This is a genomic window from Flavobacterium xylosi (assembly GCF_042787345.1).
GTDB classification, from domain to species: domain Bacteria; phylum Bacteroidota; class Bacteroidia; order Flavobacteriales; family Flavobacteriaceae; genus Flavobacterium; species Flavobacterium xylosi.
Genome location: NZ_JBHZPZ010000011.1, coordinates 38,937 through 52,373 on the forward strand (window position 1 = coordinate 38,937; position 13,437 = coordinate 52,373).

The 13,437-nt window shown below is 34.5% G+C and carries 13 protein-coding genes; 6 read left to right on the forward strand and 7 right to left on the reverse strand.

Going from position 1 to position 13,437, the window contains the following annotated elements; genetic code table 11:
* Positions 1-8: 8 nt before the first annotated feature.
* From ACFX5E_RS10380 to ACFX5E_RS10390, 3 genes are read left to right on the forward strand one after another with little or no spacing between them, the layout of a single operon-like run.
* Positions 9-1,043 (forward strand): ATP-grasp domain-containing protein, encoded by a 1,035-nt coding sequence (locus ACFX5E_RS10380; RefSeq protein WP_379855120.1) that lies wholly within the window; start codon positions 9-11, stop codon positions 1,041-1,043.
* A gap of 4 nt (positions 1,044-1,047) precedes the next feature.
* The gene (locus ACFX5E_RS10385; RefSeq protein ID WP_379855121.1) at positions 1,048-1,701 is read left to right on the forward strand and encodes a hypothetical protein; all 654 of its coding nucleotides are present in this window, start codon (positions 1,048-1,050) and stop codon (positions 1,699-1,701) included.
* Between the two features lie 36 nt (positions 1,702-1,737).
* Positions 1,738-2,715 carry a M28 family peptidase gene (locus ACFX5E_RS10390; protein ID WP_379855122.1) on the forward strand — a complete coding sequence of 326 codons (978 nt, stop codon included), beginning with the start codon at positions 1,738-1,740 and terminating at the stop codon, positions 2,713-2,715.
* Here the strand turns inward: ACFX5E_RS10390 and ACFX5E_RS10395 are convergent, their stop codons facing one another.
* The gene (locus ACFX5E_RS10395; RefSeq protein WP_379855123.1) at positions 2,716-3,291 is read right to left on the reverse strand and encodes a GNAT family N-acetyltransferase; all 576 of its coding nucleotides are present in this window, start codon (positions 3,289-3,291) and stop codon (positions 2,716-2,718) included.
* A gap of 134 nt (positions 3,292-3,425) precedes the next feature.
* Between ACFX5E_RS10395 and ACFX5E_RS10400 the strand changes: the two genes are divergently transcribed.
* The 3 genes from ACFX5E_RS10400 (at position 3,426) to ACFX5E_RS10410 (ending at position 5,661) form a co-directional block, all read left to right on the forward strand.
* Positions 3,426-4,103 carry an SDR family NAD(P)-dependent oxidoreductase gene (locus ACFX5E_RS10400; RefSeq protein ID WP_379855124.1) on the forward strand — a complete coding sequence of 226 codons (678 nt, stop codon included), beginning with the start codon at positions 3,426-3,428 and terminating at the stop codon, positions 4,101-4,103.
* A 23-nt stretch (positions 4,104-4,126) separates the two neighbouring features.
* Positions 4,127-4,729, forward strand: coding sequence for a SprT-like domain-containing protein (locus ACFX5E_RS10405; RefSeq protein ID WP_379855125.1), 603 nt, complete (start codon positions 4,127-4,129; stop codon positions 4,727-4,729).
* Positions 4,730-4,992: 263 nt separating this feature from the next.
* Positions 4,993-5,661, forward strand: coding sequence for an outer membrane beta-barrel protein (locus tag ACFX5E_RS10410; RefSeq protein WP_379855126.1), 669 nt, complete (start codon positions 4,993-4,995; stop codon positions 5,659-5,661).
* Positions 5,662-5,823: 162 nt separating this feature from the next.
* Here the strand turns inward: ACFX5E_RS10410 and ACFX5E_RS10415 are convergent, their stop codons facing one another.
* From ACFX5E_RS10415 to gcvP, 6 genes are all read right to left on the reverse strand, one after another.
* Complete coding sequence (locus tag ACFX5E_RS10415) at positions 5,824-6,585, reverse strand: ABC transporter ATP-binding protein (protein WP_379855127.1); 762 nt, start codon at positions 6,583-6,585, stop codon at positions 5,824-5,826.
* Complete coding sequence (locus tag ACFX5E_RS10420) at positions 6,585-7,331, reverse strand: MlaE family ABC transporter permease (RefSeq protein ID WP_379855128.1); 747 nt, start codon at positions 7,329-7,331, stop codon at positions 6,585-6,587. The genes ACFX5E_RS10415 and ACFX5E_RS10420 overlap by 1 nt, the downstream gene beginning before the upstream one ends.
* 68 nt (positions 7,332-7,399) lie before the next feature.
* Positions 7,400-8,248: a glycosyltransferase family 2 protein gene (locus ACFX5E_RS10425; protein ID WP_379855129.1), complete on the reverse strand. Its 849-nt coding sequence runs from the start codon at positions 8,246-8,248 to the stop codon at positions 7,400-7,402.
* 60 nt (positions 8,249-8,308) lie between these two features.
* The gene (locus ACFX5E_RS10430) at positions 8,309-8,863 is read right to left on the reverse strand and encodes a methyltransferase domain-containing protein (RefSeq protein ID WP_379855130.1); all 555 of its coding nucleotides are present in this window, start codon (positions 8,861-8,863) and stop codon (positions 8,309-8,311) included.
* Positions 8,864-9,099: 236 nt separating this feature from the next.
* Positions 9,100-10,158 (reverse strand): 3-oxoacyl-ACP synthase III family protein, encoded by a 1,059-nt coding sequence (locus ACFX5E_RS10435; protein ID WP_379855131.1) that lies wholly within the window; start codon positions 10,156-10,158, stop codon positions 9,100-9,102.
* Positions 10,159-10,493: 335 nt separating this feature from the next.
* On the reverse strand, positions 10,494-13,343 hold the full coding sequence (gcvP, locus tag ACFX5E_RS10440) for an aminomethyl-transferring glycine dehydrogenase (protein WP_379855132.1): 2,850 nt from the start codon (positions 13,341-13,343) through the stop codon (positions 10,494-10,496).
* Between the last annotated feature and the right edge of the window lie 94 nt (positions 13,344-13,437).

Here is a 13,437-nt window from a genome sequence, read left to right on the forward strand (position 1 = left end):
TTCTTCAATTGAAATTACTTTTTCATAAAATTACGCATTGGGAATATTGGCCTTTCCAGATTGTTTATATTCCAATTTATTTCCTTTGGGCATTTTATTCGCTTAAAGCAAAATCGATTTTTTTCTTTAACGCTGCTAATCCAACCATAAAAAACGGAGGGTTTATGATGGAATCCAAAAAAGCAATTTATGATTTAATACCACAGCGGTATTATCCAAAAACCGAACTTATAAAAGAAGGAACGTCGCTAGAGGAAATTAAAAAAATTATTGAAAAGACAGAAATAAAATACCCATTGATAGCAAAACCGGACATTGGTTTGCGTGGTTCGGGAGTTAAGAAAATAAACACTTTTGCTGATTTAAAAATATATGCTGAAAAAGCAAATTTTGATTTTGTAGTTCAGGATTTGATTCCATTCGACAATGAAGTTGGGATTTTCTACGTGCGTTATCCGGATGAAAAAACAGGTAGAATTACCGGGATCGTTTCCAAAGAGTTCCTGATTATTACAGGTGACGGACTTTCAACGATTGAAGAACTAATCAAAGAAAATCCTAGATACGAATTGCAGTTGAAGGTGTTGAAACAAGAATATGGAAACAAACTATTAGATATTCTTCCAAAAGGGGAGAAGCTAAACTTGGTTCCTTATGGAAATCATGCGCGTGGAGCAAAATTTATTGACGGCAGTCACTGGATAACCCCAAAATTAACCGAGGCCATGAATGAAGTGTGTTTGCAAGTACCAGGTTTTTATTTTGGAAGATTGGATGTTATGTACAATACTTTGGAAGAATTAGAAGATGGGAAAAACTTCTCCATTGTTGAGTTGAATGGAGCAGCAAGTGAACCTACCCATATTTATGATCCTAAACATTCGTTGGTGTTCGCTTGGAAAGAACTCGCTCGACATATTACTTTTATGTATGAAATAAGTGTGCGTAATCATAAAACAGGAAGCCCGTATTTGTCATATAAAGAGGGAATGAAAGAATACCGTTTGCATGTAGAGCAAAGCAATAAAATTGTAAATTTCTAAGAAAATGAGAGCTCTTAAAAATATCTTTGTAGGTCTTCTGGTGAGTTTTATAGGCTCAATTCCGCTGGGGTATTTAAATATTATTGGTTTTGAAATTTATTCGAAATTTGGAATAAACAGCTTGGTTTTCTATTTGTTTGGTGTTATTTCTGTTGAGGTTTTCGTGATTTATTTTACTTTAGTTTTTGCTAAAAAATTGATTAATAATAAAAAACTGATGAAGGCAATTGATTATTTTGCTATTCTCTTTCTTTTTGTTTTGGCTTATTCTTTTTATGCACATTCTAATCAAACAGCTGCGAAGCAGAATGATTTAGATAAATATGTTTTGTATTCTCCTTACCTGATTGGTTTGCTTCTCAATTGTGTTAATTTTCTTCAATTCCCATTTTGGACGGGCTGGAATCTTTATTTAATGAACGGAAACTATATAAGTGCCGAAAATAAACTCAAATATTATTACGTTTCGGGAACTGCATTAGGCACATTTTTAGGAATGTTGACTTTAGTTTTAATTTTAAATAGTCTGTCGCAAAACACTACTTTCTTTTCTCAATATGTAATTCCGGTAATTATTCCATTATTTTTCATAGTTTTAGCTTTTATTCAAATGTTTAAAGTCTATAAAAAATATTTTAAAAGCAATGATAGAATTTAAACAGTTCTATGGTTATTTAATAAATCGTATCCAATTATGAAAAAAACACTTCTTCTAGTTCCGTTCCTTATTTTTGGTTGTAAACCAACTTCAACAGTATTATCTGAATCTTCTAAAAAAAATGCGCAAGCGCCAGTAGAGATTACGTACAAAGTAAAAGAAAATGCAGTTGCTGAAACATTGAAATACCTTACTTCAGATGAATTAGAAGGCAGGGAAACAGGAACTAAGGGAATGGTAAAAGCAGCCGATTATTTAGAGCAGTTCTTCAAAGACAATAAGGTAAAACCGTATTTTAAAAGTTATAAAGATACCTTGTCTAATTTTAAAGAACCAGCCTACAATATTGTTGGTTATCTAGAAGGAACAGATCCTGTTCTAAAAAAGGAATTCATAGTCATAAGCGGACACTACGATCATATTGGAATCGCTAAAGAAGGAGTGAAAGGGGATTTTATAAATAATGGAGCCAATGATGATGCTTCCGGAACAACTGCTGTGGCTGAAATGGCTAAATATTTCAGTGTTACCAAATCAAATAAAAGAAGTGTCCTTTTTGTATTCTTTGTTGGGGAAGAAAAAGGATTGTTGGGCTCTAAACATTTAGCCAAAAAACTAAAAGCGCAAAATTTTAATTTATATGCGCAGTTTAATATTGAGATGATCGGAGTGCCAATGAAAAGAGATTATTTAGCTTATATTACTGGTTTTGATAAGTCGAATATGGCGGCCAAAATAAATGAATATACAGGAAAAAACACCATTGGTTTTTTGCCTAAAGAGGCGGAATATAAATTATTTTATAGATCTGATAATTATTCTTTCTACGATGTTTTTAAGGTGCCTTGTCAGTCAGTAAGTACTTTCGATTTTGAGAATTTCGAATATTACCACCATGTTTCTGATGAGTTTAATGCCATGGATATTCCGCATATGATGTCGTTTATTCAGGAATTATTGCCTGCTATAACAAAAATGACCAATTCCCCTTCTCATGAAATTCTTATGAATTAATTAACCTAAAGAAACAGGTTGATTCATATCATACGCTAAAATAAAATAATTGTTATTGTTGAATTGAAAATCAGAAATAATGGTCCATTTTAGTTTTTCGGTATGCGCTTTTGTCGATGGAATATTAGTTTTATTGATAAAGGTCAAAGCCAACGGATATCGCTTTGCAATATGAGTTCTCATGAATTCGAAAAGTGGCTTTATTAATCCTTTTCCCCGGTATGCTTTATCAATGCAAATGGGGCCATATTGAAAGCTATTGATTGTCGTAATATCAAAATCTAAAAATGTAAGATCAGGAAATAGTGTAGTCATATGGCTGAATATAGGCCATTGGTTGAAAAAGTTCCAACTACCTGCGAAAATATAAGCAATGATTTTATTATTGTCTTTAGCAAGAAATAAACCTTCCTGTCCTATTACTTCAGTTAATTGAGGAATGGAAAATGGCGTGGTGACAAATCCTGAAGCTTTTTCTTCTTCGGATAAATTGGAGACCAAATAGCGTTCCTGTAGCGCTAATATGCCATCTATGTCATTTAATTTTGCAACTTCTAATTGTATATTTTCAATCATTTTCTACAGATATAAATTCAACTGTTTTTCAATAGCAAAATTAAGGGAAAATTTCAGGAATGCTGATTTTTATATTAGAAATAATCCTTAGTGCAAAATGATATTTTTTTGACGTTTTTGTTTATTTTTGCTTTATGAAAAATATCATTGTAACAGGTACGAGCAGAGGGATAGGTTTTGAGTTGGCATTGCAGTTTGCCAATGCTGGTCATCAGGTTCTAGCTATTTCCAGAAAAACTCCACAAGAATTAATTGATAATGAAAATATCACTTGTCTTTCTGTTAATTTATCAAATGAATCTGAATTGGAAAAAGTAGAATCCTTTCTTTCTTCTTCTTGGAAAAAAGTAGATGCGATTGTTCATAATGCAGGAAGTTTATTGTTGAAATCTTTTTCTGAAACCACTCAAGAGGATTTTGAAAAAATTTATAAAGTAAATGTTTTTGGAGTTGCTAATTTGACCCGTATTTGCTTGCCTTATTTGCTAAAAGGAAGCCATGTAGTTACGATAAGTTCTATGGGTGGGATTCAGGGGAGTTTGAAATTTGCCGGACTTTCCGCTTACAGTTCCAGTAAGGGAGCGGTAATTACCTTGTCAGAATTATTAGCAGAAGAATACAAAGAACGTGGAATTTCTTTCAATGTTTTGGCCTTAGGTTCCGTTCAAACTGAAATGTTGGCTGAAGCTTTTCCTGGTTATCAAGCACCAATATCAGCCAGTGAAATGGCAGATTATATTTTTAATTTCACTTTGACCGGGAATAAATATTTCAACGGGAAAGTGTTGCAGGTATCTTCTACCAATCCATAACTGAGAGTTGTAAATTTTAAGTTATGAGCGAAACACTTTTAAGATATATACCGGAACATGCTGTAAAACCCGTTTTTGAACTTATTGTTGCCAATCAGGTGCATCTTAAGATTGTAAACGAAAGGCAAACGCGTCATGGCGATTATCGAAAAGGTTTGAGTGGAAAACACGAGATCACTGTAAATTCAAACCTGAATAAATACAAGTTTTTGATTACGCTGATTCATGAAATCTCGCATTTGGTTGCGTTTGAAAAATTTGGTAGAAACATTAAGCCTCATGGAAACGAGTGGAAGTATTCTTTTCAACGGTTGATGATTCCCTACATTCGTCCTGAGATTTTCCCCAATCATTTATTGCCTTTATTAGCTAGACATTTCAAAAATCCAACCGCCAGTAGCGATACTGATGCTACTTTAGCTTTGGCATTGAAACAATTTGACCAACAAAATGATAAAAATTATGTTTTTGAGATTCCTTATGGCAGTGTTTTCCGAATCCAAAACGGAAAAATTTTCAAGAAAATAGCCGTTAGAACCAAGCGTTTTGAATGCCTCGAAATGAGTTCCGGAAAAACGTATTTATTCAATCCTAATGCTGAGGTGGAACTGTTGAAATCCAGTTAGTTTTTTACTCTTTCAAATAAGCTTCTCGTACTTTTTTGAATAAATTAGAAGAATAAACAAATTCTATAATCACCTGATTAATATTTGATTTTTTCATGTATGTAAATGTGAAATAGGTATTTATACGGTAATTTCATGTAAAATTTATCTTATATTTATAGTGTGGTCTCAACTTTACAAAAACAGTTTCATTATGAAAAACCTATTATTCCTATTTACAACTCTGCTAGTGTTTTTTAAAACTTTATTTGAATAATAAAAACATGAAAAATACAATCATTAATCTCGTATTTATCTGCATGCCTTTTTTGATAAACGCACAAGAAACTGCAAAAACCGCAATCGTCAGCCCAAAAAACAATTGGTATTTTGGCGCAGAAATGGGTTTGAATACCATAACCTCTTTCAAGCTAGGCGAGTCAAATAAATTATTTCAAGGAGGGATTTTGGCAGAATATTATACGGGGAGACATTGGAGTTTGAGTGGACGAATTAAATATTTTGAAACGGGGGTTTCATTTTACAAACCAGATACTCATAGTGGAAGTTGGTTTGATTTAGGTAGCGATGCGTATTCCGGTGTTTTTAAGGGAGCCGTTATTTCTATTCCTGTAACGATAAAATGGGAGTTCAGAATTTTTAAAAACTTTAGCGGAAGTTTAAAAATGGGGTATGCGCACAGTTTTGAAACCAAAAGTAGTTATACCAATTATTCTGAGAATTTAAAAACGGACTATCCGAAAAATTATGGAAGTTCAATTTCAGGATTGGGTTTCAATTATTTTTTAAACAATAAAACAGCTATCTATGTTGATTTTGAAACCTATTTTGGAGGACGAAAAGCAAAAATACCTGCGCTTATTTTTGATAATGATCAACATGTTATGAATAATCTAATCAATATTGGTGTAAAACATAACTTTAAAAAATAGAAATATGAAAAATGCAATCATTTGTTTCGTATTCATCTTCCTCTCAAAATCGTTAGCAGCACAAGATCTTTTGTTTGATTACGGAGGAGCGAATTATTAAGCAAATTGAAATTACTAAAGAAGATTTGATTTTGAAGTATTATAATATTGAATGTAGTTATTTTACTCCTTCAAATACGCTTCCCGTACTTTTTTGAATAAATTAGAAGAATAAACAAATTCAACTACCGCTTCGTTATCCGTTCTGAAAATTTCTTCTTTAGTTCCTTCCCATGCTTTTACGCCATTTTTAAGAAACAAAATTTTCTCGCCAATTTCCATTACAGAGTTCATGTCATGCGTGTTTATGACCGTAGTGATGTTGTATTCTTCGGTGATTTCTTTGATAAGGTTATCAATTAATATGGCTGTATTCGGATCTAGACCAGAGTTTGGTTCATCACAAAACAGATATTTTGGGTTGTTCACAATCGCGCGTGCAATCGCCACCCGTTTTTGCATTCCTCCAGAAATCTCCGAAGGCAATTTTTTGTGCGCCTCAGTAAGATTGACCCTTTTTAATACAAAGTCTACGCGTTCTTGGATTTTTTTGTTATTGTCGTGGGTAAACATTTTTAATGGGAAGCCTACGTTTTCAGCTACTGTCATTGAGTCAAACAAAGCACTTCCCTGAAAAACCATTCCAATTTCAGTTCGCAGTTCTCGTTTTTCATCTGCGTTTAAGTCGCAATATACTCTTCCGTCAAAAGAAATCGTTCCGGATTCCGGTTGATGAATACCAAGAAGACTTTTTAGCAGCACCGTTTTACCTGATCCACTTTGTCCTATAATTAAGTTTGTTTTACCAGTTTCAAAAACTGTCGAAACACCTTTAAGGATTTTAACGCCGCCAAATGATTTTTCTACGTTTTTTACTTCTATCATTACGTTAAGAGTAATTGTGTTAAAATATAATTCATCAAAATTATGGTCACTGATGTCCAAACAAAGGAGACAGTACTGGCTTTACCTACTTCTAATGCACCACCTTTCATGTAATAGCCATGAAAGGATGGGATTGTTGCTAACAGTAAAGCAAAGATAAAGGTCTTTATAAAAGCGTAAGCGATATGAAAGGGTATAAAATCTCTTTGTATTCCGTCTACAAACTCTGCGCCACTCCCGAAACCGCCATATACACTAGCTATGTATCCACCAAGAATACCAAGAAACATTGCAATTCCAATAAGGAACGGATATAATAATAATGCCATTATTTTAGGGAAAACAAGATAATTTAGAGAATTCACTCCCATAACTTCCAGAGCATCGATTTGTTCGGTTACCCTCATCGTACCAATACTTGAGGTGATAAAAGAACCCATTTTTCCGGCCATTACTACCGAAATAAAGGTAGGGGCAAATTCTAAAATTATTGACTGTCTTGTGGCATAACCGATAAGGTATTTAGGAATTAACGGATTAGTCAAGTTTAAGGCAGTTTGTATAGCAACAACTCCTCCTACGAAGAAAGAAATGAATGCTACAATACCAAGAGAACCTATTATTAAATCGTCTATTTCCTTAAAAATAAGATTTTTCATAACAGACCATTTAGTCTGTTTATTGAAAATTTCTTTCAGCATTAAGCAGTATCTTCCTATCTGCGTTGTATATCTAATGAGCATCATAGTTTTTGAAATATTGGCTAAATTACGAAAATACTTAGCAGTTAAAAATTTTCAATTAGGAGTTTTCGTTAGAAAAGTTTTTCTTTCATTTTCTGCAAACGATATTTTCGAATGAATTTTGCTTGTTCTGTAGTTACCAATAAAGGAGTTTTAGCAGATTTGGCTTTTACGAAACCTTTTATATAATCCAAAAAGAGCAAAGGTTTCTTTTTCATCATTGCGAGTTTTGCCGAAGCAATCGATGTGATTAAAAATCCGTAACCTAAAGTATAAAATGCTTCGCCTTGTTTGTAACGGGCTGTTTTGTTGTAATTAGCACCAGTTGGTTTTAAATGTTTTACGATAAGAGAAGAGTCAGTAAACACTTTCCATCCATAAAATTTAGATAGTAATTCATCAACGGTATCCCAACCCATGGCAGGTTTTAAGTTTCCTATTTGTTGAAAACATGCTTTTCTATAGGCTTTAAAAGCGCCTCGAATGTGGTCTTTATCGGTTAGATTTTCCAGAATCCATTCGCCATTTTTTTCAATGTAAGCAAATCCGCCAGCCATTCCTATTGTTGCATCTTTTTTGAAAATGTTTAAAACAGTTTCAAAATAATTGTTGGGTAAAATTAAGTCGGCATCCAGTTTTACGATAACGTCATAATCTTCATCTAGCGTTTCGAAACCTTTATGAAAAGCCTGAATAACTTTACTTCCTGGCAAATGAATCGCTTCGGAGGTTTTGTTTACCAAAGTGATAAACGGATTTTCTTTGGCGAAAGCCGTTACGATTTCGGCCGTTTTATCGGTTGAATTGTCATTGACAACAACCACTTTTTTGGGTAAAACAGTTTGTGAAATCAAAGAATTCAATGTCAAAGTAATAAACGCTTCCTCGTTATGAGCCGGAATAACAATATAGTAATTCATTTTTTCTTGAGGGACTAAGTTTCTAATATGCTGAGATTCTAAGCTTAAAAATTGTAGAGTCTAGGCTCTCTTCCCTTCGGGAAGGGCTGGGGTTGGGATTTTTTCAGCGTAAACAATATAATATCTATTGGTGAACTTTCTAAATAAGGGACGAAGACCAAATTTTTTGACTGGATTTGTCCATTTTTCTCTGTCGATAATTTTCCAGCCGGTTTTCTCCAAAAGCCAATCCAATTGCCAGTCTTCAAATTCATGGTAGTGTCTGTCCCACATATCTGTTTTGCTGCGATAGGCTGGTGAAAACCATAAGCGCATGGGAATAGATATAAAAAGTTTGCCTGATTTTATTTCTTTTAAAATAGTGTACGGATTAAGTAAATGTTCGAAAATTTCAAACGCAGTAACCACATCCGTTTTTTCGGATTGAAATACTTGTTGATTCGTGTCTAAGTCTTCTCCGGTAGTGTTTTTAACAGAAAAACCTTCTTCTTTCATGATTTTAGAAAAAGGATTTTCTACCCCTAAATCTAATATGGAGTCTGAAGTTGAGGTATGTTTTTTTAGAAATTCTAAAGTATGTTTGAATCTTTTATTTGGAAACGTTTTCTCGTACATGTTGTTTTGATTTTGCCGCTAGGGCACGAAGGCACAAATATAGTAATAAATGTGTTTTTGGGCATTGTTTTTTAGCCCGGATGGGAATGAAAATCCCGGAGCTTCAAAATGTAGTTTTTCAAGGTGCAAAAAGCGACTAAAAGAAGCTTTCTTGCACCTTATAAAAACAAGTTTTGTAGTGAGGAATTGTAGTGTACAGCCGGATTAGCTCCTGATCGCTGTGTTCCTCGCAAGGTTTAATATCGGTAAACAAATGCATTAACATTCATTCCTGCTCCAACGGATGCAAAGAGTAGAATATCTCCTTTTTGTATCGATTGGTTTTCTATTTCTCCGCGAATTAACAAGTCGAAAAGGGTGGGAACGGTTGCAACACTGCTGTTTCCAAGTTCATGAATGCTCATAGGCATGATGTCTTGGGGGACAGGTCTGTCATGCAATTTATAAAAACGTTGAATGATAGCTTCATCCATTTTCTCATTGGCTTGATGGATAAGAATTTTTTTAACTTCATCTATTCCAATACCACTTTTATCTAAACAACTCTTCATTGCCGCCGGTACTGTAGTTAATGCGAATTCATAAATTTTGCGTCCGTACATTTTTATGTATCGAATATCTGGATCTAAATCTGGATTGTATGATTTTCCAAAAAATAAATAACTGGCTTCGTCGTTAGCGTATGTACCGCTTTCGTAGGATAGCATTCCGGTTTCATCGTCAGAAGCTTCTATTATTGCAGCGCCTGCGCCATCTGAATAAATCATAGAGTCTCTGTCATGATCGTCAACTACTCTGGATAAGGTTTCAGAACCAATGACTAAACAACGTTTTGCCATCCCCGACTTGATAAAGGCATTTGCTTGAAGAACGCCTTCTATCCAGCCCGGACAACCGAAAAGGATATCGTAGGCAACGCATTTTGGGTTTTTTATTTGCAATTTATTCTTAACGCGTGTGGCTAAGCTAGGAAGCATATCGGATTGATTTGTTCCGTATTTTACATCACCAAAGTTGTGAGCAAAGATGATATAGTCTATGGTTTCGGGATCTATTCCTGCATTTTCTATTGCCTTTTGGGAAGCAAAAAAAGCTAAGTCAGATGAATTTAAATGATTCTCAGCATAGCGCCTGTGTTCGATTCCTGTTATTCCTTTAAATTTATTGATGACAACTTCGTTAGGGTAACCAAAAGCGGTTCCGTCTTCATTCAAAAAAACATGTTCGCTAAAGTCTGTATTGCTTATTTTTTTCTCAGGAATATAACTTCCTATTCCAGTTATTTTTATTTTCATCGGGTTGGTTTTCCAAAAATTCAGGCTAATTTAATCATAAATAAATTATTAGACTCACAAAATTTACTATGCGTGCATATAATTATGGAATAATAATTTATTGGTAAAAATATTGATTATTTTATTAAAAATTTCAAATAATATTGCGATTTTATTTAATAGTTCTTGAAATGAGTAAAAATATTTTTTTTATTGTATTGACGAATGCTTCTTCTAAAATTGTGTCTTAATAGTTCACTGCAATCGTTGGAGTTTTTTTTAAATGGAGGGGTTGTAATTGTGTAAATTTTTCATAAAAAAAATGTCCCGATTTCTCGAGACATTTTAAATATAATTTAGTTTTCCATGTAGGCTTCAATTGGAGCACAACTACAAACTAAGTTCCTGTCTCCATAAGCATCATCTGCTCTGCGAACAGTAGGCCAGAATTTATTTTCAGCAATATAGTCTAACGGGAAAGCGGCTTGTTCTCTACTGTAAGGGAAATTCCAAACATCAGTGGTAAGCATTGCTAAAGTATGAGGAGAATTTTTCAAGACATTGTTACTATCGTCAGCAGTACTGGCTTCAATTTCTTTACGGATTGAAATCATTGCATCACAAAAACGGTCTAGTTCTTCTAAGTTTTCACTTTCTGTTGGTTCAATCATTAATGTTCCTGCAACTGGGAAAGAAACGGTTGGCGCATGGAAACCATAATCCATCAAACGTTTTGCAATATCAGTCACTTCAATTCCTTTTTGTTTGAAAGGACGACATTCTAAAATCATCTCGTGTGCAGCACGACCCATTTCACCTGAATATAACGTATCGTAATGACCGTTTAATTTTTCTTTGATATAGTTCGCATTCAGGATAGCATATTCGGTAGATTGTTTTAAACCTTCAGCACCTAACATACAGATGTAACCATAAGAAATCAAACAAACTAAAGCAGAACCCCAAGGAGCAGCAGAAATTGCTGTGATGGCATTTTCACCACCAGTTGCAATTACTGGATTGGTTGGTAAAAATGGCACTAGTTGTGGAGCAACACATATTGGTCCAACACCTGGTCCTCCACCACCGTGAGGAATAGCGAATGTTTTGTGTAGGTTTAAGTGACATACGTCAGCACCAATAGTTGCAGGATTTGTTAATCCTACTTGGGCGTTCATGTTTGCACCATCCATATATACTTGTCCACCATTATCGTGAATCAATTGTGTAATTTCTTTAATAGCACTTTCAAAAACACCATGCGTTGATGGATAAGTCACCATTAAACAAGAAAGATTGTCCTTGTGAAGAATTGCTTTTTCACGTAAATCTTCCACATCAATATTTCCGTTTTCTAGTGTTTTAGTAACAATCACTTTCATTCCTGCCATAGCTGCCGAAGCTGGATTTGTTCCGTGAGCTGATGACGGGATTAAAGCAATGTTTCTTTGATGATCTCCTCTTGACTGGTGGTACGCACGAATTACCATTAATCCTGCATATTCACCTTGAGCACCAGAGTTAGGTTGTAAAGTAGTTCCGGCAAAACCAGTTATAACATTTAATTGTTGTTCTAATTTAGCCAACATTTCCTGATATCCTTGGGCTTGATCAAGCGGTGCAAATGGGTGAATGTTATTCCATTGTGCATTACTCAACGGCAACATTTCGGAAGCTGCATTCAATTTCATCGTACAAGATCCCAATGAAATCATAGAATGATTCAACGCCAAATCTTTTCGTTCCAACATTTTGATGTAACGCATTAAAGCGGTTTCCGAATGGTATTTGTTGAAAACATCGTGTTGTAAGAAAGTGGATGTTCTGTTTATGTTTTCTGGAAAATGATTGGTTTCAGATAAACTTTCAATTGTGGTTGCCTGAGTCGCTTTTGCGGAAGCGAAAACGGTAACAATTTTATTTAAATCAGCAATACTTGTCGTCTCATTCAAAGAAATAGAAACGGTGTTTTCGTCAATGTAATGAAAGTTAATTTCGTTTTGTTCAGCAATCTCTTTTACTTTTTTAGCATCGGCTTTTACAACGATGGTATCAAAGAAAGCAGTGTTGGTTTGTTGTAAACCTAATTTTTCTAATGCGTTTGCCAAAGTTGCTGCAGATGCATGAACCTTGTTAGCGATATATTGCAATCCTTTTGGACCATGATAAACCGAGTACATACCAGCCATAACTGACAATAAAACTTGTGCAGTACAGATATTTGAAGTTGCTTTATCACGCTTGATGTGTTGTTCACGTGTTTGCAATGCCATACGTAACGCACGATTTCCGTTTGTATCAACGGTTACTCCGATGATTCTTCCTGGCATACTTCTTTTGTATTCGTCTTTGGTTGCAAAATACGCAGCGTGCGGACCACCGTAACCTAACGGAATTCCGAAACGTTGCGTAGTTCCAAGAACTACTGCAGCACCTATTTCTCCCGGAGGAGTCAGTTTTACTAAACTTAAAATGTCAGCAGCAACAGCTACTTTTATTTCATTTTCTGCCGCTTTAGCAATAAAACCAGCATAGTCATGAACCTGTCCAAATTTACCTGGATATTGAAGGATCGCTCCGAAAAACTCCGTTGAAAAATCGAATTCTTCATGGTTTCCAATCACTAATTCAACACCAATAGGAGTTGAACGCGTTTGTAAAACCGATAATGTTTGTGGTAAAATTTCTTCTGAAACAAAGAATTTACAAACGTTAGCTTTCTTTTGATCACGAGATCTTACGTCGAATAATAATGCCATTGCTTCTGCAGCGGCAGTTCCTTCGTCTAATAATGAAGCATTGGCAATTTCCATTCCCGTTAATTCGATAACCATGGTTTGAAAATTCAAAATCGCTTCTAAACGACCTTGAGCAATTTCCGCTTGGTAAGGTGTGTAAGCAGTATACCATCCCGGATTTTCAAAAACATTTCTTTGAATAACCGCAGGAATAATTGCTTGATTGTATCCCAAACCAATATATGATTGGAACACTTTGTTTTTATTCCCTAATTTTTGAATATGATTTGCAAATTCATATTCGGTCATTGCAGGTTCTAAATCTAAATCTGATTTCAAGCGAATGTCACTTGGAATAGTTTCGAAAATCAATTGGTCTAGCGTTTCTGCGCCAATTGTTTTCAACATATGTTGTAGGTCGTTTTCTCTTGGGCCTATGTGTCTTAAAGCAAAAGCATCTGTTTTCATACAAAAATATAGGTGTTGTTTTTTAGTGGTGCAAAAATAAATATTAATCTCCTAATAAAGCTCTTTTTTAACTTCATTTTTTGTCAATTTTTCA

Bases quoted from the DNA above. Each gene is read 5' to 3' on its own strand.
- ACFX5E_RS10395 (WP_379855123.1), bottom strand. From the start codon at position 3,291: ATGATTGAAAATATACAATTAGAAGTTGCAAAATTAAATGACATAGAT.
- ACFX5E_RS10390 (WP_379855122.1), top strand. From the start codon at position 1,738: ATGAAAAAAACACTTCTTCTAGTTCCGTTCCTTATTTTTGGTTGTAAA.
- ACFX5E_RS10430 (WP_379855130.1), bottom strand. From the start codon at position 8,863: ATGTACGAGAAAACGTTTCCAAATAAAAGATTCAAACATACTTTAGAA.
- ACFX5E_RS10405 (WP_379855125.1), top strand. From the start codon at position 4,127: ATGAGCGAAACACTTTTAAGATATATACCGGAACATGCTGTAAAACCC.
- ACFX5E_RS10410 (WP_379855126.1), top strand. From the start codon at position 4,993: ATGAAAAATACAATCATTAATCTCGTATTTATCTGCATGCCTTTTTTG.
- ACFX5E_RS10425 (WP_379855129.1), bottom strand. From the start codon at position 8,248: ATGAATTACTATATTGTTATTCCGGCTCATAACGAGGAAGCGTTTATT.
- ACFX5E_RS10435 (WP_379855131.1), bottom strand. From the start codon at position 10,158: ATGAAAATAAAAATAACTGGAATAGGAAGTTATATTCCTGAGAAAAAA.
- ACFX5E_RS10420 (WP_379855128.1), bottom strand. From the start codon at position 7,331: ATGATGCTCATTAGATATACAACGCAGATAGGAAGATACTGCTTAATG.
- ACFX5E_RS10400 (WP_379855124.1), top strand. From the start codon at position 3,426: ATGAAAAATATCATTGTAACAGGTACGAGCAGAGGGATAGGTTTTGAG.
- ACFX5E_RS10415 (WP_379855127.1), bottom strand. From the start codon at position 6,585: ATGATAGAAGTAAAAAACGTAGAAAAATCATTTGGCGGCGTTAAAATC.
- ACFX5E_RS10385 (WP_379855121.1), top strand. From the start codon at position 1,048: ATGAGAGCTCTTAAAAATATCTTTGTAGGTCTTCTGGTGAGTTTTATA.
- gcvP (WP_379855132.1), bottom strand. From the start codon at position 13,343: ATGAAAACAGATGCTTTTGCTTTAAGACACATAGGCCCAAGAGAAAAC.